This window comes from Ochrobactrum sp. CGA5, assembly GCF_006345815.1.
GTDB lineage: Bacteria > Pseudomonadota > Alphaproteobacteria > Rhizobiales > Rhizobiaceae > Brucella.
Genome location: NZ_VCIG01000001.1, coordinates 380,185 through 396,936, shown reverse-complemented (window position 1 = coordinate 396,936; position 16,752 = coordinate 380,185). Strand labels below are relative to the sequence as shown.

Here is a 16,752-nt window from a genome sequence, read left to right as displayed (position 1 = left end):
TTTTATCCGGGAAGGATTGATAAAGACGATTGGGCTGATAGGCGGGATGAGCCGGGAAAACTCGCAGGAATATTATAGTATCTTTGGCGTTACATCTGAACAGCTCAAAGAAAGAGATAATTGCAAAATTAATGGTATGGCGGGCATCTACTTCTTCACCAGCGTCGCCACAGCTTCAACATGCGGCGACCAGAGGAACTGGTCAATCGGCGTGACACGCGTGACGCGATAGCCGCCCTTCACCAGAAGGGCGAGATCGCGGGCGAGCGTCACCGGATTGCACGAAACCGCGACCACCTTTTCCACCTTCGATTTTGCCAGCTCAAGCGCCTGCTCTTCCGCACCTGCGCGTGGAGGATCGAAAACCACTGCGTTATAGGGCAATAGTTCCTTCGGCATCAGAGGACGACGGAACAAGTCGCGACGTTCAACGGAAACAGGCTTCAATCCCTGCACATGGCGTACGCCACGATCGAGGGCAGCGAGGGCCGGCGCATCGTTTTCAACGGCATGAACAGCACTTTTTTCTGCAATCCGCAGCGCAAATGTGCCTACACCACAGAACAGATCCGCGACACGCTTCGCCTTGCCCACATGATCCAGGACAAGCTGCACCATTGCTTCCTCGGCATCGTTCGTTGCCTGCAAGAAGCAACCGGGCGGAACCGGAACTGGAACCTTGCCGAAATGAATGAGCGGCTTCTTCGGCTCCACAATGATTTCGCCTTCATGCGAGAGGCGCGCAAAGCCTTTTTTCATGACAAGGGCCGTCAGTGCGCGCCGTTGCTCATCACTCAGCTTGCCGCAACCGCTTGCAGCAAGATCGAGGCCGGATTCCGTTTGCGTCACTGCCAGCTTGAATGGCTTTGAACCAGGTGCAATCAAGGCCCCGACTTCACGCAGGTCGTCAAGCCGTGCAATGATTTCGGGAACGGTTACTGCGCATTCGATGATATCAATAATCTCATGGCTGAGGTGACGGTTGAAGCCGAGCAATACGCCCTTCTCCGTCTTGCGCGCCGCAAAAACAGCACGGCGGCGTGTGCGCGGCTGGCAAGCCACCAGGGGCGACACATCCGTTTCGATCCCCCTACCCTTCAGCGCGGAAACAACCAGTTCGCGCTTCCACAGACCATAGGGTTCGGCCTGCCAATGCTGTAGCGCGCAACCACCGCAATCCTCAAAATGCCGGCAGGCAGCAGCCTGCCGCTCCGGGGAAGCTTCGAGAAGCGCCATAACCGTCGCACGGTTCTTGTCGCGTGCGACATTGAGCACTTCACCCGGCAACGTGAAAGGCACATAAATCTGGCCATCAGGAAGGTTGGCGACGCCATCGCCGCCCGCACCAATCGAGCGGATTGTAATTTGCCCCATTGTCTGCGTTGTCATTGATCCTTCTTTCCTGCCAGGAGATATTCACGATTGCCGTCACCACCTTCAATAGGCGACGGACAAAGACCGAGCGCGCGCCAGCCAGCTTGCGCCTCCAGCCATGATTTCAATTCTTCCGCAATGCGTTTGCCATCTTCCTGGTCACGCAGAATGCCGCCTTTGCCAATGGCCTCGCGGCCGGCTTCAAATTGCGGCTTCACGAGAAGCGCGCAGATAGCACCTTTTTGCGCAAAGGCCAATGCTGGTGGCAAGGCGAGTTTCAGCGAAATGAAACTTACATCCGAAACCACGCAATCGATTTCACGTCCGTCCAGATGGGAAAGTTCCAGCGCGCGCGCGTTGATCCCCTCCTTGTTGGTGACGCGAGGATCGGCGCGCAGGCTCTCGTGCAATTGGTCGTGGCCGACATCAATGGCAAGAACATGGTTCGCCCCGCGCTCCAGCAAAACTTGGCAGAAGCCGCCTGTCGAGGCACCGATGTCGAGCGCCGTGCGCCCTTTGACATCAAGCTCGAAATGGTCGAGCGCAGCGATAAGCTTCAGGGCACCTCGGGAGACATAGGCACTTGCCGGATCATCCACTTCGATGTTTGCCGCACGCAGAACCGTCTGTCCCGGCTTGGTGACGGGCTTGTCATCTACCTTGACGGTACCGCGTTGGATCGCGTCACGCGCGCGCGAACGCGTTGCAAACAGCCCGAGCTCAACCAGAAGCTGATCGAGCCGCAAGCTCTTGTCGCTCGTTTCCCCACCCATCGGTCAGGCGCTGAATGGCGCTGCGACCGCCTCGCGGCCGAGAGCTGCAAATACCGTGTGCACGATGCCTGTCCGGTCAAGCCCGGCCTCAGCATACATGGCATCCGGCTTGCCATGATCCTGATAGCTATCTGGCAAAGTCAAAGCGCGCACCTTCAGACCACGATCAAGAAGGCCATCGGTGGCAAGAAACTGCAGCACATGGGAAGCAAAGCCGCCAACAGCGCCTTCTTCCACCATCACCAGTACTTCATGCTCGCGTGCCAGACGGCGGATCAGATCGTGATCGAGCGGCTTTGCAAAGCGCGCATCGGCAACTGTGGTGGACAGCCCGGCAGCACCCAGCTCATCAGCGGCGGCAAGGCATTCCTGCAAGCGTGTTCCAAAGGATAGGAGTGCGACCTTTGTGCCCTCGCGCACGATGCGGCCCCTGCCAATTTCGAGCAGTTGCCCGCGCTCTGGCAGGTCCACGCCGACACCATCGCCGCGCGGATAACGGAAAGAGATTGGGCCTTCATTATATTCGGCGGCGGTACGCACCATATGGCGCAGTTCGGCCTCATCCGATGCAGCCATCACCACGAAACCAGGGAGCGCAGCGAGAAACCCCGTATCGAAAGAACCTGCATGGGTCGGGCCATCCGCTCCAACCAGACCGGCACGATCGATGGGGAAGCGCACGGGCAGATTCTGGATCGATACATCATGCACGACCTGATCGTAACCACGCTGCAGGAAAGTGGAATAGATCGCGCAGAATGGCTTGAAGCCCTCGCTGGCAAGACCGGCGGCGAAAGTCACCGCGTGCTGCTCGGCAATACCGACATCGAACGTGCGCTGCGGAAATACTTCACCAAAGAGATCAAGCCCAGTGCCCGATGGCATGGCGGCTGTAATCGCCACGATCTTGTCGTCGTGACGTGCTTCCTCGATCAGGCTGGTGCCGAAAATCTTGGTATAGCTCGGTGCATTTGCAGGCGGCTTCGATTGCTTGCCCGTAATGACGTCGAATTTGTTGACACCATGATACTTGTCGGCAGCGGCTTCGGCAGGCGCATAGCCCTTGCCCTTCTGCGTCACCACATGAATGAGCACGGGGCCTTCCTGAGTATCACGCACATTTTTCAGGATCGGCAGCAAATGATCCAGATTGTGCCCGTCTATAGGGCCGACGTAATAGAAGCCCAGCTCCTCGAACAAGGTGCCGCCGGTAAAGAAGGCGCGAGCATATTCTTCCGATTTGCGGGCCTTGTCCTGCAGAAACTTCGGCAGTTTCTTGGCGACCTGCTTCGCGGCCTCGCGGACACTACGATAGGTCTTGCCGGAGACAAGACGCGCCAGATAGGCACTCATTGCGCCGGTCGGTGGCGCTATCGACATGTCGTTATCATTCAGGATGACGACAAGGCGGGCATCAAGCGCACCGGCATTGTTCATCGCCTCATAGGCCATGCCTGCCGACATCGAACCATCGCCGATGACTGCAATCACGTTGCGCTTTTCGCCCGAAAGATCGGAGGCGACCGCCATTCCGAGGCCTGCAGAAATTGACGTCGACGAATGCGCCGCGCCGAAAGGATCGTATTCACTTTCGCTGCGCTTGGTGAAACCCGAAAGACCGCCGGTCTGGCGCAATGTACGGATACGGTCGCGACGCCCGGTCAAAATCTTGTGTGGATAGGCCTGATGGCCGACATCCCAGATGATACGATCGTGCGGCGTGTCGAAGACATGGTGCAATGCTACTGTCAACTCAACAACACCTAGTCCCGCCCCAAGATGCCCGCCGGTAGTCGAAACCACATCAATCAGCTCTGCGCGCAATTCCTGTGCGAGCTGGGGCAGATCAGATTCCGGCAATGCGCGCAGGGCTTCCGGGGTCGGCGCCTTGTCAAGCAACGGGGTCGTAGGTCGGGACATTAAAACAACCTGTCTCTGGTTCGGTTTTGTTGTCGGTATAGCAGCAACGCGACAGGATCAAGCAGGGCGGGACATCGTGTCCTATCGCCCAAAGCAATCCACATTATTCAGGCAACGGTATGAAATCTTTCTCGTCACCCGGCACAATATCAAAACGTCCGCTGCGCCATTCCTCCTTGGCCTGCTCTATCCTCTCCCGCGAAGAAGAGACGAAGTTCCACCATACATAGCGTTTCGAACCGAGAGCTGCACCGCCAAAAAGCATGATATGCGCACCTTCCGGCCCGGCCTGCACGGTGATATCGTCACCGGGGCGAAATGCCAGCAAGCGATCCGGCGGAAACACTTCGCCGCCAATGCCGACATTACCCTGCAATGTATAGATGGCACGCTCTTCTGCCACGGGCGGGATCGGGAAGCGCCCATTCGGTTCTATGCGAATATCCGCATAAAGCGTATCAGTGTGCTGAATCACGGGAGACTTCAGCCCCAGCATGGCCCCCATGATCAGCCGGCCGGAGAAATCACGATCTTTCATCGCCGGCAAATCTGGCGCGTTGGTATGAAAGAATTCCGGGCTGATTTCTTCCTGCGCATCGGGCAGAGCGAGCCAGGTCTGGATACCCGAAATCGATAACGGTCCGTTGCGCTCCTCTTCCGGCGAACGCTCTGAATGCACAATACCGCGACCGGCAGTCATCAGGTTCACGTCACCTGGGCGAATGACCATTTCGGTGCCGAGACTGTCCCTGTGGCGGATGTGCCCGTCGAACAGATAGGTCACTGTCGAAAGACCGATATGCGGGTGCGGGCGCACATCCAGTGCATCCCCATCCCGCAGAACAGCCGGTCCCATGCGATCGAAGAAAATGAATGGTCCCACCAGACGGCGGCGCACCGTCGGCAACGCCCGCCGCACTTCCAGTCCGCCAATGTCGCTTGTGCGTGGAATAACCAGCGTTTCGATACTGTCTACCGAGGTCTTATCACCAAGAACCGGATCAGGACATGGAAAGAAGCTCATGAAACGCAACTCCAGCTATGGCTTTACAACGCTTATAAAGGCGACGCTTTCATCTTAACGAATGTGCCTGCAAAACAAAACCGCACCGACAAGCGGTGCGGTTCAATTACGATTAAATACCGTCAGCGTCCCTGCAACAACTTCGAAAGCGAACTCGTGTCTGGCACTTGTCCGTTGGTCGTCAGCTTGTCCACAAGACCGGGGAGAACCTGGGATAACTGATTCAGCAATTCCTGCTGGTCAATGCCGGCATGCTGAGCGATTTCGCTCAAGGTTTTCTGACCGATTGCATCGCCAAGCTGTCCCGGCTCGATTGGGTGATTGGAACCCTGACCCACCCAGGAATCCACTTTCTCACCAAGACCAGCCTGTTTCAGTTGATCAAGAAGACCGCCCAGACCGCCCCCCAGTGAACCCGGCGCCGAGGGAGCGGCAGAAGCGTTTCCCGCCGCTGCACCACCAAGCAAGCCGCCAAGACCGCCGAGGATGCCGCCAAGCAAACCGCCACCTGCGTGCGACTGATCCGGCAGGGGCTGCGCCGGGGCGGCCGCAGCTTCGTCACTATTGCCTTTCAGCATCTTTCCGACCAAAAGAGCGCCGAGCGCAATCAGAACCGGTTTCGCGAGGCTTCCGCCGGGAATGGGCGAATTGCCTGAGTTGTCGTCGTAACTTCCCATCACACGATACTCCCTGTTATCCGATGCCAACTGTGCATTCGGTAAGTTAAAGTTAAAGGGGTTTCCCAATTTGACAAGCATTATACCTTGCAAATTTTGTAGTAGTGTGAAAATTTCCTAAGTGCGTGATGCAAAAGTGTATTTACGCATCGGGAGATATTAGATGTCTGTTATAAGCTGGATAATACTAGGCTTAATTGCCGGCTTCATCGGCAGCAAGATCGTCAATAAAAGTGGTCAGGGCTTTTTCCTGGATATTGCCCTTGGCATCGTCGGCGCCATCGTCGGAGGTGTTATCTCTTCTCAGCTTTTTGGGCGCGGCGTCACCGGCGCATTCGATCCGCTCAGCCTTGTTATCGCGATCATCGGTTCAATAATCGTATTGTGGGTTTACCACGCGATTACCGGCAAGCGCTCCATCGGCTGATGTGATAGATATAGATTTCACGCTCCGGCTCGCCCGGAGCCTTTTTAGAGCGCCGAGCTGATTCAATCAGCTCGGCGCTCTAAATGTTTGTTTCAACGCGCATCTTATCCAGAAACCGTTTCACAGTTTTAGGGATGCGATCCAATTCTGTCCGCCGAAAGATCTGCCAATCAATGAGCTTTCTGGAACCATATATTGCAGCTTATGGCGCGCTCGCGCTTTTCATAATCGTATATTTCGAATCTTTTGGCGCACCGCTGCCCGGCGAAAGTGCCCTTATCGCAAGCTCGCTGCTTGCGCTGCATGGAACCCTCAACATTGAAGCCGTTCTGATTGCCGTATTCATAGGTGCCGTTCTCGGCGATTGCACCGGTTATCTGATCGGTCGCTTCGGTGGCCGCCGCTTGATCCTGCGATACGGGCATCTCGTCAAGCTCACGCCGGAACGGCTGGAACAGTTCGAGAAACTTTTCGATAGCAAGGGAATTTACGTCGTGGCGACCGCGCGTTTTGTCGTGCTGCTGCGCCAGCTCAACGGCATCGTTGCGGGCTCCATGAAAATGAACCCGCTGCATTTTCTGGCAGCCAACATCGTTGGCGCTATGGGGTGGACACTTGTCTGGGGCCTTGGCCCCTACATGCTGAGCGGCGTTCTGGCGCCTTATGTCACCCAGCTCAAAACGCTGTTCTGATCCGACAGTTTATTCTGGATCAAGCGGTTCGGTTCCGACCGGCTGACCGTCGCGGCCAATGCGGATTTTCTCCACCTTGTCCTCGGCCGATTTCAGAAGCGTATCGCAATGCTTTTTCAGGGCTTCGCCACGCTCATAGATGCGAATGGACTCTTCCAGCGGCACATCGCCACGCTCCAGATCGTCGACGATCTTCTCAAGCTGCTTCAATGCATCTTCGAAGCTCATTACTGCAATATCGGCGTTGGACGGTTCGGTTACCATGATTCATCCTTTCAACAGCCGCGTAATATGCGTAGACGCGGACTGCGACAAGCCCTCTAGATCATATCCACCTTCAAGCACACTCACCAGTCGGTGATCGCAGAACCTTTCTGCCCGTTCCATGAGTTTGCCTGTCGCCCAGTCAAAATCCGCCTCGTCAAGATTCAACTCGGCCAGCGGATCGCGAAAGTGAGCATCGAAGCCCGCCGAAATAAGGATCAAATCTGGCCGGAAATTGTCCAACGCGGGCAATACACGGCTAATAAACGCCTCGCGGAATTCGCGACTTCCCGTATCCGGTGAAAGCGGCGCATTGAAAATGTTGCCGACGCCGGTTTCATCCTTCGCTCCTGTGCCGGGATAAAGCGGGAACTGGTGCGTCGAACAGAACAGAACGCTTGGATCGTCTTTGAAAATATCCTGCGTCCCGTTCCCGTGGTGGACATCCCAATCAATGATAGCGACACGCTCCGCGCCGTGGTGCCGCTGCGCATGACGAGCGGCAATCGCAATATTGTTGAAAAGGCAAAATCCCATCGCGGTGGAACGCTCGGCATGATGTCCGGGCGGACGGGCTGCGACAAACACATTGTTTGCAGCCCCGGAGAAGACATCATCGACCGCCGCCGTCGCCGCGCCAACTGCCGTCAAAGCGGCATCCATACTTTTCGGACTGACATAGGTATCGCCGTCGAACTTCACCACCGGCGCAGGCGCTTCCTCGTGCGAAGCAGGCTCCGGTATTCCTGCGCGTATAGCTTCCAGATGCTTTTCTGGATGCGCAAGCAACACTGACGCCTCATCGCCACGCGGAGCCTCTACCCGGTCGAGCCGATAAAAGTCCGGCCCTTCCAACTCGCTCATCAACGCCCGGATACGGTCTGGACGCTCGGGATGGCCGGGTGGGGTCAAGTGTTCAAGATAGATCGGATGCCAGTAAAGCCGTGTGGTCATAGTTTCACTATAGCATCAAGCCAGTGGTCTGATTCAGACATTTGCATCCATCGGATATAAGCGCTGAGCAAATGTCTGAATGATGTTAGATGATTTCCGTACGTGCGATGTGGATGCCGAAACCTTCAAGGCCGACATAGTGGCGCTCACGCGAGGCCAGCAGCACAATCGATGTGATCCCGAGATCCTTCAATATCTGCGCGCCGAGGCCAATCTGACGCCATTCTTCCTCGCGGGCAACAGCTTCGGCATGGCTTTCATGGTCGCTCGGGATAGCATCGCGAGCACGGGTGTCGTGGTGATCGGAACGCACGCCGACGGAGCCTTCGCGCAGATACACCAACACGCCTCGACCTTCCTTGCCCATCTTTTCCATGATGGCATCGAGATTGCTGCCGCTTTTGCCAAAGACATCATTCAGTACATCTTCGCGGTGCAGGCGGACCGGCACTTCCTCGCCGTCGCGAATATCGCCAAACACAACAGCAACGTGCTGCATCGGCTCCCACGGCAGTTCGTAGGTATAGGCGTGGGCCGCACCTGCACATGTCTTGACCGGAGCGTCGCCAACGCGCTTGACCAGCGTTTCCTTGCGCTGACGATAGGCGATGAGGTCGGCAACCGTAACACGATGCAGCGCGTGCTTTTCAGCAAATGCCTTCACGTCAGGACCGCGCATGACCGAACCGTCATCATTGACCAGTTCGCAGATAACGCCGATAGGCGGCAGATTCGCGAGCTTGCAGAGATCGACAGCCGCTTCCGTATGGCCGGAGCGCATCAAGACGCCACCTTCGCGGGCGACCAATGGGAAAATATGGCCAGGGCGCACGAAATCGGAAGCGCCGGCATTTGGGTTCGCCAGATTGCGCACGGTCAGCGTACGGTCTTCTGCCGAGATGCCTGTCGTCGTGCCATGACGGTAGTCGACCGTGACGGTGAATGCAGTCGTGTGAGCGGATTCGTTTTCTGCAACCATGGGCGCGAGATTGAGGCGCTTGGCTTCCTCGCGGGTCATCGGGGTGCAGACGATGCCAGATGTGTGGCGAACGATGAAGGCCATCTTTTCTGGCGTGCAATGCACGGCGGCAACGATCAAATCGCCTTCGTTCTCGCGCCCATCGTCATCCATGACCACAACGATTTCGCCGCGTTCAAAAGCGCGAAGAGCGTCAACGACCTGTTTTTGATTATAGCTCATTTCGACCTCTATATGTCGGCAACCAACGGCCCTATCGTCGGTCAGATATGGCCAATATGGCCGAATTCAATCAGACGCGGCCAGTTTGGCCCCACATTATTCAGACGCGGCCAGTTTGGCCGCGGTGGCGCAGATAGTGATCGGCAATAGCACAAGCCACCATCGCCTCACCGATCGGCACGGCGCGAATACCCACGCAAGGATCGTGACGTCCCTTGGTCATCACATCCACTTCCTTGCCGTCCTTGTCGATAGAACGGCGTGGAGTCAGGATCGACGAGGTCGGCTTGACCGCAAAACGTGCCACCACAGGCGCACCGGTCGAAATACCGCCGAGAATGCCTCCTGCATGATTGGTCAGGAACAGCGGCTTGCCATCATTGCTGCCTTCTGGAGCCATCCGCATTTCATCTGCGTTTTCTTCACCGGTAAGACGGGCAGCTTCGAATCCGTTGCCGATTTCCACACCCTTCACGGCGTTGATCGACATCAGCAGACTTGCAATATCCTGGTCGAGCTTGCCGTAAATCGGCGCTCCGATACCAGCAGGCACGCCTTCAGCAACGATCTCGATGACCGCGCCCACCGACGATCCGCTCTTGCGAATGCCATCGAGATAATCTGCGAACAGCTCAACCGAACCGGCATCCGGCGAGAAAAAGGGATTGTTGTCCACTTCCGACCAGTTCCAGCGGCGGCGATCAATACCGTGCACACCCATGGCGACGAGTGCGCCCTTGACTTCCAGCCCCGGCACGATCTTGCGCGCAATGGCACCAGCGGCAACACGAGCTGCCGTTTCGCGCGCAGACGAACGCCCGCCGCCGCGATAGTCACGGATGCCATATTTGACGTCGTAGGTATAATCGGCGTGGCCCGGACGATACTGGCGGGCAATCTCGCCATAATCCTTGGAGCGCTGGTCGGTATTCTCGATCATCATCGAAATCGGTGTGCCGGTCGTTGTCATGGTAACGCCGTCGTCGCCCAAAAGAACACCGGAAAGCACGCGCACCTGATCCGGCTCGCGGCGCTGCGTCGTATATTTGGACTGCCCAGGCTTGCGCTTGTCGAGATAGGCCTGAATTTCGGCTTCCGTGAACGTGATGCCGGGCGGGCAACCGTCGACAACGCAACCGAGCGCCAAACCGTGGCTTTCGCCCCAGGTGGTTACGCGGAACAGATGACCGAAACTATTGTGAGACATGCGCGACGCCTGAATAAATTGTCCCTGTCCAGAGGAGGTCAAGGAGAGATCAGCAACTTTACGGGCCGGTTTTATTGAGCTTTTCGGCGCCGGTCAAATCAAGCGCTTCCGCGACGTAAAATTTCCTTCCGAAGATCGATTTCCGGCATTTTTTTTGACACATTCCGCACGCTACATTGTGGGATATGCGGCGCGGGGCGCAAAAGTACGTAATGGCGTCAATCGTGTCGAATCGGTCAGGCGACACCCCACCCCGAGGCACAACCAAAGGAACGGAAAGTCATGCAATATCTGGTCGGATTAATTCTCATTGTAGCTTCGCTCTTCTCGACCGTGGCGATGGCAGACGATGCCGAAGGCAAAATCACTGGCATCAACAAGGACAGCGAAACCATTACACTGGATGACGGCCAGACATACAGGCTGCCTGGCGAGTTCGATTACAGTGCGATCAACAAGGGTATGAAGGTCCTTATCATTTATGACATGGTCGATAGCACGCGCTTCATTACCGACATTCAGGAAGCGCCGTAAGTTATAGAAGCGGTCTCAAGGGCGAAAATAGGACATGGAATTGGGTCAAAGCGTAACGTGGCCATCCACACAGGTAACGACATTCCCACCGATCCAAATTCCATCAGTGTCGCGCTGAACGTGAATGCGTCCTGCACGCCCAAGGACAGTGCCTTGGCTGGCGACATAAGATGTGCCTGCTATTCCACTGCCGATGAGCCATTGGGCTATGCCCGCATTGAGGCTTCCCGTAACTGGATCTTCAAAACCAGCGGCAGTAAAAGCCCGGACTTCAAAATCGGCTGCATCGCCGTCCTCACCTCGTTTCCACGGCGCGACGACACCTACCCGCAGGCCAGAGATAGCTGCAAAATCTGGCCGCAGAGCCAGAACATCTTCCCTGCTTTTCAGGAGAATAGCCAGCCAACCGGGACCATTGTCGACCCAATGAGCGTCAATAACGGCTTCTACATCGATATGCAGGGCTCGCGCGATGCGCAGTAGCAACTGTGGCTCAAGCGCACCGCTTCTAGTCAATTCAGGTGCAGCGAACGAAAGCATGTCGCGATCTTTGCGGATGCGGATCAACCCCGCCTCGCATTCCTGCACGATCTCTTTTCCGTCATCAGCATTTCCATTCAAAGCAAGCCATACGTGACAGCTACCCAAAGTCGGGTGTCCCGCAAAAGGTAACTCACGCGATGGAGTGAAAATCCGAACACGATAATCTGCTCCGACAGTTGTCGGCTCCAGCAGGAAAGTTGTCTCGCTAAGATTGGTCCAATTCGCGAACGCAGCCATTTTAGCGTCACTCAGGCTATCGGCATCAACAACGACCGCGAGCGGATTACCGCCCAAAGGCCGGGAAGCAAAAACGTCAACCTGCTGAAACTTGAAACTGAGACCTCTAGTTTCCGGCATCATCCCCCCGAAATGCGGGTTTTAATATGCGATTAATTCAGTCTTGGCTGCTCTGATCTTAGATCCACTCCAGCTTGCCGTTTGCAAACCTCAGAATCTTGTCCTGCGGAATGGAAAGATTCGCAGCGGCATGGCCATCCATATCGCCGTAAAGATAAAAGAGCGTGCGGATGCAGCCGCCATGCGTTACGCAAACGGTCGGCCACTCGACAGCTTCCACCCAGCGGCCAATGCGCTTTGACAGGCTCATATAGCTTTCAGCCGCCGTACCCGGCGGCATGAAGTTCCACTTGTCGCGGGCGCGCGCTTCGATCAGATCATGTCGTTCCTTGGCAATATCCTCCATCATGAAGCCCTGCCAGTCGCCGAAGTTGACCTCCATCAATTGCGGGTCGGTGCGGTACTCGTAAGGGTCAAGGCCCATGCGCAAGCGAATACGTTCCATCGTCTCGCGCGTGCGGCGCAGCGGGCTGGCCACGAAATCGAAGCCCGCGCCGTCGCCGATCAGCGATTTCAGCATGTCGCCGTTGCGGTCTGCCTGATTGCGCCCATTATCGTTGATATCGATATCGAGCTGTCCCTGAATACGCTGCGAAACATTCCAGTCTGTCTCACCGTGACGCGAAAAGTAGATGATCTCCCGAGCCACAACCCCACCTCAATCTGCCGTCAATGAATAGCCTGAATAGCTTCCCGCAACGGGAAGACAAAGAAAAATCCCGAAAAGCTGGTTCACTTTTCGGGACGTTTTATTCGCAGCCTCAGTCTTTCACGACCGAAATATCCGGAGCGTCCACCGCTTTCATGCCTATGACGTGATAGCCGCTATCCGCGTGATGGACTTCGCCCGTCACAGAACGGGACAAGTCGGACAGGAAATAGAGACCGACATCGCCCACTTCCTCAATGGTAACGGTACGGCGCAGCGGCGCGTTGTACTCATTCCACTTGAGGATATAACGGAAATCGCCAATGCCCGAAGCGGCGAGTGTCTTGATCGGGCCAGCAGAAATCGCGTTGACGCGGATATTCTGTGGGCCAAGATCAACGGCCAGATATTTTACGCTTGCTTCGAGAGCGGCCTTGGCAACACCCATAACGTTGTAGTTCGGCATGACCTTTTCGGCACCGTAATAGGTCAGCGTCAGGATCGAGCCGCCATCGGCCATCAGTTTTTCCGCGCGGCGCGAAATCGCCGTCAGCGAATAGACCGAAATCAGCATCGTGTTGGTGAAATTGGCTTCCGACGTATCGACATAACGGCCAGTCAGCTCATCCTTGTCGGAAAAGCCAATGGCGTGCACGACGAAGTCGAGCTTGCCCCATTTCTTTTCAAGCGCCTCGAAAACTGCATCGATGCTGGCAGCATCCGCCACATCGCAATGTCCGGCAACGAACGCGCCAAGCTCCTCGGCCAGTGGCTCGACGCGCTTCTTCAATGCATCGCCCTGATAGGTGAATGCGAGCTCCGCGCCTGCATCGCGAGCGGCCTTGGCAATACCCCATGCGATGGAGCGGTTGTTGGCGACGCCCAGAATCAATCCACGCTTGCCCTGCAACAAACCTGACTGTGCGGTCATTAGGGGTCCTCATTGAAAACAATTAACTTGTTGCCCTATCGCACAGGCTCGGCTCTCCTTCAAGCAATTGCAGTGAAAAAGCCGGGCATTGTCACTTTACTGCCGCAAAGAGACAACACCCGGCTTCAAACGATTGAAGTGGAACTTAAGCGACCTTGCGCTTTTGCAGGAATTCTTCCAATTCCTTGTCGCCGCCTTCCGGCAGCATGATCCGCACATGCACGTAGATATCGCCACGCCCGCCAGCTTTTAGCGGAAGGCCTTTTTCTTTCAGGCGCAGCACACGATCAGAACTCGACCAAGCCGGTATTTTTACAGCAATCCGTCCGTCCAGCGTTTCGACTTCCTGCTTGCCGCCGAGAACCGCATCAGCAAGTTCGACCGGAAGATCTACATGGACGTCACGCCCTTCAAGGCGAAATCGCGGATGCGTCTTGAAGTGTATAGTAACCAGCGCATCGCCTGCAGTTCCACCCATCAACGGCTCGCCCTGCCCTTTGAGGCGAATGGTCTGACCGTCTTCGACGAACTTCGGCAGTTTGATCTTCAAATGTTTGCCATTCGGGAAAATCGCTTCGACCTTATCCGCACCAACGGCCTGCTCAAGCGTAATATTGATGGACGCGGAAAGATCAGAACCCTTCATCGGACCGCGCTGACGCGCGCCGCCTCCCCGGGCACCGCCACCGAAAGCCCCGCCAAAAAGATCGTTCAGAATATCATCGGCACCACCGAAGCCACCGCCCTGCTGAAAGCCGCCGGGGCCGGAACGGAATTCGAAATGACTGTTGCTCCCGCCACCCTGCCGGAAGCCGGCAAACGGGTCACCATGAGCACCGCCGAAACCTTGTCCGCCTGCGAACCCTTGAAAGGCGGGTTTGCCTTCAGCATCGATCTCGCCACGGTCGAATTGACCGCGCTTGTCCTTATCGCCCAGAATTTCATAGGCCTGGTTCAGTTCAGCAAAGCGCTCCTGCGCCTTCGGATCGTCCTTGTTCTGATCCGGGTGGTGCTTTTTGGCCAGCTTGCGGAAAGCCGATTTTATTTCCTCGGGCTTCGCCGTTTTGGCGACGCCCAGCACGCTATAGGGATCGCGCATATAGTTCCTCTTTCAGGAAAATAACTGTGAGATGAGTAAGACTCGTTGCCCATAATATGCGCATGCGGCCGGAAAAGTTCCAGTCAGGATGAGCTTTTCTTTTCAGTTTCCGGGCGATAGGAGTTCACGCAACTTTTGGAACGGACACTCAGATCGGAGCGAAGGAAGTCACGGTCCACTGGCCACCGCGCTCCATGCAGGTTTCGCCGCGATAGATGGAAACACCATCAAAAGCTTCACGGGATGTTTCGAATTCACGACAAAGCCGATTGTTCCTACTGTTCTCGGCAATTGTCGTGATCGTGCCCTGGCTACCCGTATCGGGGTTGGCCCACGGCACGGGCTTTTTGCCCCACTGCGTGAAATTAAGTGCAGAAACGACGTTCTTGATCGCCGATTGATCGGAGAGCTTGCCTGTATCGGTCTCAACCGGCTGCGGCTGCTTAACAGAACCGGTTATTGTGGAAGAATCGGGAACGGCCTTTTCAATGCTCACACCACCCATTGCGCAACCGGCAAGCGAAAGCATGCTTATGCAAATCGCAGCCCTGCACAGTGCTTCTACCCTGCGGCTCAGGCCAGCGAGATTTTCTTTGTGGCGAAGCGTTTCGACAGTCAACGCTATTCCCTTATTTTTACACGCTAAAGATGCAGGGATTATGGGTGAACTTGAGTTAACAAGCGGTGTGCCAAAAAGGTAAACAAATCGTAATCTGAGCACAACGCCCAACTCCGCACTTTATTCAGCCATCAAAAGATGTTCCCGGCTTTTCTCAATCTGCGGCTGGTTGTTTGCCCGAAAGTGAAGAACGCGGCGCGTTCACCGTAGCCGTGCGGGTAGCATAACCATTTCGACCTGCCTGCTTCACCTTGTACAGAGCGAGATCGGCCCGGACAAAGACGTCGAGGTCACTCGCTCCATTTTCGCGTTCCTCACTGGCAATGCCGATGCTCACCGTCATGACGAGCTTCTGCCCATTGAAGACAAGTGGTGCATCATTGATTGCCCTGATGACGTCGCGAGCGATTTCCGTCGCTCCCTGCTCATCCATATTTGTGAGCAGAATGGAAAACTCGTCACCGCCGAGCCGTGCCAGCACACCGCGTCGATTAAGGACATCGGCCGCCACGTCGGAGAAATGCACGAGCGCCTGATCGCCCAGCGCATGGCCATAGGTATCGTTCCATTGCTTGAAATTGTCGATATCGATCAGCATGAGGCTATAGGCTGTACCGTCGTCGCTGAACGCCAGTTCCGCCCGCGTTAAGCTTTTCATGAAATGGCGACGGTTAGGGAGTCCGGTCAGTTCATCGGTCTCCGCGACCTTGGCCATTTCGCCGTGCAGACGATTCATCGCCATGACGATGAAACCGAAGTTCCAGATCACACCGCTATAGATCACACAAACCAACGCATAACTTTCTATGGAAAAATAAAGCGATTGGTCGAATTCTCCCGTCCAGGCGGCAATGTTCAGTGATGTCTCGATGGCATGTCCCACAATACCCAGCAGGAAAGCCACGATGGCAATCCGCCCGCCAAGGCCGATGCTCTTCTGCCGGGCCAGATAAACAACAGTCATCACCATGGGTACAGACTGTCCCACCGCGTATGCGATATTGCGTCCCTGCCAGCTCGAATGAAATGCCGCCATGACGGCGAAACTTGCAAGCGATATGCCCAAGGCCCACCGCCAGCCGCTTTTCTGACCATAGAAATAACGCGCGCCGACATAGGCAAGGCAGAAGCCGTAAATGATGATGGTGTTGCCTGTAACCGCCGGCCAGAACGCACCCTCATTACCTTGCAGCGAAAGAACGAAGCCGCCGACCAGCAGAAGCGTCGTCGAAAGAAGCCAGATTCTGGCAGGTCGGAACTTGCGATAAGAGAGGGCGATAGCGGTCCAGATGATACAAACCGTCAGCGAATTTAAGAGAATTACGATATAAAGCGTCAGAAAATCGAGTTTTGGCATAGCCCCTACCTTGATCGGCGCCTACAAGAAGTTGCCCGCCAAGTAAAGCTATGTCGAGCCCTGCGACGACACATCCCGGCAAGACCATGGACAAAATGCCGGTTATCGAAGAAGCTCCCTCCCGACCTGCCCCAATTGGGGTTCTCTGGC

The 16,752-nt window shown here is 55.9% G+C and carries 18 protein-coding genes; 3 read left to right on the top strand and 15 right to left on the bottom strand.

Translation table 11 applies throughout. From position 1 onward, the window contains the following. Window positions 1-147: 147 nt before the first annotated feature. From FJQ48_RS01825 to FJQ48_RS01805, 5 genes are all read right to left on the bottom strand, one after another. Complete coding sequence (locus FJQ48_RS01825) at window positions 148-1,389, bottom strand: class I SAM-dependent RNA methyltransferase (protein ID WP_139973506.1); 1,242 nt, start codon at window positions 1,387-1,389, stop codon at window positions 148-150. Further along, complete coding sequence (locus FJQ48_RS01820; RefSeq protein ID WP_139973505.1) at window positions 1,386-2,147, bottom strand: TlyA family RNA methyltransferase; 762 nt, start codon at window positions 2,145-2,147, stop codon at window positions 1,386-1,388. The genes FJQ48_RS01825 and FJQ48_RS01820 overlap by 4 nt, the downstream gene beginning before the upstream one ends. Before the next feature lie 3 nt (window positions 2,148-2,150). After that, window positions 2,151-4,067: a 1-deoxy-D-xylulose-5-phosphate synthase gene (dxs, locus tag FJQ48_RS01815; RefSeq protein WP_139973504.1), complete on the bottom strand. Its 1,917-nt coding sequence runs from the start codon at window positions 4,065-4,067 to the stop codon at window positions 2,151-2,153. A 103-nt stretch (window positions 4,068-4,170) separates the two neighbouring features. Beyond that, window positions 4,171-5,091: a pirin family protein gene (locus FJQ48_RS01810; RefSeq protein ID WP_139973503.1), complete on the bottom strand. Its 921-nt coding sequence runs from the start codon at window positions 5,089-5,091 to the stop codon at window positions 4,171-4,173. Between the two features lie 122 nt (window positions 5,092-5,213). Next, the gene (locus tag FJQ48_RS01805) at window positions 5,214-5,768 is read right to left on the bottom strand and encodes a YidB family protein (RefSeq protein WP_139973502.1); all 555 of its coding nucleotides are present in this window, start codon (window positions 5,766-5,768) and stop codon (window positions 5,214-5,216) included. Window positions 5,769-5,931: 163 nt separating this feature from the next. On the opposite strand from FJQ48_RS01805, the gene FJQ48_RS01800 reads away from it, so the two are divergent. Then, window positions 5,932-6,195 carry a GlsB/YeaQ/YmgE family stress response membrane protein gene (locus tag FJQ48_RS01800; RefSeq protein WP_139973501.1) on the top strand — a complete coding sequence of 88 codons (264 nt, stop codon included), beginning with the start codon at window positions 5,932-5,934 and terminating at the stop codon, window positions 6,193-6,195. A 173-nt stretch (window positions 6,196-6,368) separates the two neighbouring features. Continuing rightward, entirely contained in the window at window positions 6,369-6,887 is a 519-nt protein-coding gene (locus FJQ48_RS01795) for a DedA family protein (protein WP_139973500.1), read from the top strand. A gap of 9 nt (window positions 6,888-6,896) precedes the next feature. Here the strand turns inward: FJQ48_RS01795 and FJQ48_RS01790 are convergent, their stop codons facing one another. The 4 genes from FJQ48_RS01790 to aroC form a co-directional block, all read right to left on the bottom strand. Beyond that, window positions 6,897-7,151 carry an exodeoxyribonuclease VII small subunit gene (locus FJQ48_RS01790; protein WP_002963588.1) on the bottom strand — a complete coding sequence of 85 codons (255 nt, stop codon included), beginning with the start codon at window positions 7,149-7,151 and terminating at the stop codon, window positions 6,897-6,899. Window positions 7,152-7,154: 3 nt separating this feature from the next. After that, the gene (locus tag FJQ48_RS01785) at window positions 7,155-8,105 is read right to left on the bottom strand and encodes a histone deacetylase family protein (protein WP_139973499.1); all 951 of its coding nucleotides are present in this window, start codon (window positions 8,103-8,105) and stop codon (window positions 7,155-7,157) included. A gap of 85 nt (window positions 8,106-8,190) precedes the next feature. Then, window positions 8,191-9,306 (bottom strand): 3,4-dihydroxy-2-butanone-4-phosphate synthase, encoded by a 1,116-nt coding sequence (ribB, locus tag FJQ48_RS01780; protein ID WP_139973498.1) that lies wholly within the window; start codon window positions 9,304-9,306, stop codon window positions 8,191-8,193. Between the two features lie 100 nt (window positions 9,307-9,406). Next, window positions 9,407-10,513: a chorismate synthase gene (aroC, locus tag FJQ48_RS01775; RefSeq protein WP_139973497.1), complete on the bottom strand. Its 1,107-nt coding sequence runs from the start codon at window positions 10,511-10,513 to the stop codon at window positions 9,407-9,409. 282 nt (window positions 10,514-10,795) lie between these two features. Between aroC and FJQ48_RS01770 the strand changes: the two genes are divergently transcribed. Beyond that, window positions 10,796-11,047, top strand: coding sequence for a DUF1344 domain-containing protein (locus FJQ48_RS01770; RefSeq protein ID WP_139973496.1), 252 nt, complete (start codon window positions 10,796-10,798; stop codon window positions 11,045-11,047). Between the two features lie 45 nt (window positions 11,048-11,092). On the opposite strand, the gene FJQ48_RS01765 is transcribed toward FJQ48_RS01770, so the two are convergent. From FJQ48_RS01765 to FJQ48_RS01735, 6 genes are all read right to left on the bottom strand, one after another. Continuing rightward, the gene (locus FJQ48_RS01765; protein ID WP_180350087.1) at window positions 11,093-11,947 is read right to left on the bottom strand and encodes a PhzF family phenazine biosynthesis protein; all 855 of its coding nucleotides are present in this window, start codon (window positions 11,945-11,947) and stop codon (window positions 11,093-11,095) included. A gap of 58 nt (window positions 11,948-12,005) precedes the next feature. Further along, complete coding sequence (locus FJQ48_RS01760) at window positions 12,006-12,596, bottom strand: histidine phosphatase family protein (protein ID WP_139973494.1); 591 nt, start codon at window positions 12,594-12,596, stop codon at window positions 12,006-12,008. A 112-nt stretch (window positions 12,597-12,708) separates the two neighbouring features. Continuing rightward, window positions 12,709-13,527: an enoyl-ACP reductase FabI gene (gene fabI, locus FJQ48_RS01755; protein WP_139973493.1), complete on the bottom strand. Its 819-nt coding sequence runs from the start codon at window positions 13,525-13,527 to the stop codon at window positions 12,709-12,711. Between the two features lie 145 nt (window positions 13,528-13,672). Further along, window positions 13,673-14,626 carry a DnaJ C-terminal domain-containing protein gene (locus FJQ48_RS01745; RefSeq protein ID WP_139973491.1) on the bottom strand — a complete coding sequence of 318 codons (954 nt, stop codon included), beginning with the start codon at window positions 14,624-14,626 and terminating at the stop codon, window positions 13,673-13,675. A 148-nt stretch (window positions 14,627-14,774) separates the two neighbouring features. Further along, window positions 14,775-15,203, bottom strand: a complete 429-nt coding sequence (locus tag FJQ48_RS01740) for an RT0821/Lpp0805 family surface protein (protein ID WP_247870279.1) — start codon at window positions 15,201-15,203, stop codon at window positions 14,775-14,777. A 196-nt stretch (window positions 15,204-15,399) separates the two neighbouring features. After that, window positions 15,400-16,602: a GGDEF domain-containing protein gene (locus tag FJQ48_RS01735; RefSeq protein WP_139973490.1), complete on the bottom strand. Its 1,203-nt coding sequence runs from the start codon at window positions 16,600-16,602 to the stop codon at window positions 15,400-15,402. Window positions 16,603-16,752: the final 150 nt, after the last annotated feature.